Annotated in this window: 2 protein-coding genes; both read right to left on the bottom strand. The window is 56.6% G+C overall.

All coding sequences use genetic code 11. The features are described from left to right. Window positions 1-535: DUF5690 family protein (locus ABX749_RS32215; RefSeq protein ID WP_372899646.1), on the bottom strand; the 535-nt coding region annotated here is incomplete at its 3' end. Window positions 536-643: 108 nt separating this feature from the next. Then, complete coding sequence (locus tag ABX749_RS32210) at window positions 644-1,525, bottom strand: inositol oxygenase family protein (protein ID WP_372899645.1); 882 nt, start codon at window positions 1,523-1,525, stop codon at window positions 644-646. Window positions 1,526-1,613 lie beyond the last annotated feature (88 nt).

The raw sequence follows: 1,613 nt of genomic DNA, 5'->3' as shown, positions 1-1,613 counted from the left end.
ACTCGCTGACGCCCCAGTCCTGGATGATCCACCGTCCGACGGACTTCACCACACCGGACGCGATGATGAAACTCGCACATAACGCTGCCGACAACGCCTCGGTCTGTTTCCTGCCTTCCAAATAAGACAGCACCAGCCCAAACACCATCCCCAACGGAAAACCGTTCAAGAACAACAAGGGGGCCTTGAGGACGATCGGCACGTAGGCAAAACCGACCAACGCCAGTTCCGCCGTCACGATCAACCCCACAATGGCGACGGCACGTCGATGACGCCGCATCTCCGAGACGACTTTGATGCCGACAAACTTGGAAATCATGTAGCCGGCCAGTTGCGAAATGACCAGCACCGATTTCAGCCCCATCCCCAGCAGTTCCTGCCCCTCGTACGTTCCCGCGGTGAACGGCTTGCGAAACGCGTACATGCAAAAGTACGTGCTGAACGCCGCAACCGCGGCCAGCAACAGTCGCGAGCGGGGGTTGCTGCCGTCGGAAGGAACGTCTGCCGAGGCGATGTCAGAATCGGTGGAGGGCACGGCAGGGAACTCGGTGGACCGGATTGATCACGTCGATGTCGCGACAACCGCTCGGCAAGAAAAAGGGCGACACGACCGGGCCGCAAGATATCGGATTCCGATCAAAGGTTACCAATCGAGCGTCCCCGGCAGGAACTCATTAATCAGTTCTTCATAGAAGGGTCGCAAGGCGTCAACATTGGGCCGGCTATCGCTTTTGGTATACAGGTCATACGGGTTGAAGGCCCGCACCCACTTGAACATCCGATGGTCGTGATCACTCATCAGATGCTCATACGCCGATTCTCGATGACCAGGATAAAATGAATGGTAACGGATGATCGCCAGTGCTTCTGGGGGCAACCGATCCTTGACGACATGGTACAAGTACTCGTCGTGTCCCCAGGAGAGAAACACGTTGTCGAGCCCGATGGCTGGCGAATAGACGCCGTACTCGGTGTTGTATCGCGCATCGGTCGAATCGGGGTTCTCGGCAAAGAATTCGGGGAACACGATCCGATCGGAAAACCGGCAACCGACAGGAAACGTGTCTCCGACCACCGCCCACTGGGGTTCACCGAATAGGCACAACACTTTGCCGAGATCGTGGATCAATCCTGTCAGGATAAACCAGCGTGGATGACCGTCGGCGCGAATGGATTCAGCGGTCTGCAACAGATGTTCGATCTGAGAAAGGTCCGTGTCGGGATCACTCTCGTCGACCAATTGGTTCAGATACTCCATCGCCTCCCAAATCGTCATCTTGCGATGTCGCAGCGGCAGAAACTGCTTTCGTTTCTGTTGCACAAAGTCGTAGGTCTGATGCCGGTGATTGAGCTGATAGAATTCACGGACGCCGGGCTTCGTGTCTTCGCCATAATTTCGAAACGCTTCGGCCGGCTTGTTCGGTTCGGGATAGCGTCGCACCAAGTCCGCCTCCCAGTCATCGAGGTCCTCGAGCGGTTTGGCGGGATCGGTCGGATGATTGGCGGGGTTGGTGGGCAGTGACATCGTCGTTTGCGGGCGAGAGGATCAAGGGTCGAGCGGAAAAGGGGTCAGGTACCAAAAATGCGAAGCACCTTTTGGGCCATTTGGTTTT

It is taken from the genome of Stieleria sp. (assembly GCF_041595215.1).
Taxonomy (GTDB): Bacteria; Planctomycetota; Planctomycetia; order Pirellulales; family Pirellulaceae; genus Stieleria; species Stieleria magnilauensis.
Note: the sequence above shows the minus strand (reverse complement) of the source record. Positions and strands in the feature narration are given on the sequence as shown.

Excerpts from the sequence above, each read along its gene's own strand:
- ABX749_RS32210 (WP_372899645.1), bottom strand. The coding sequence starts at position 1,525 with ATGTCACTGCCCACCAACCCCGCCAATCATCCGACCGATCCCGCCAAA.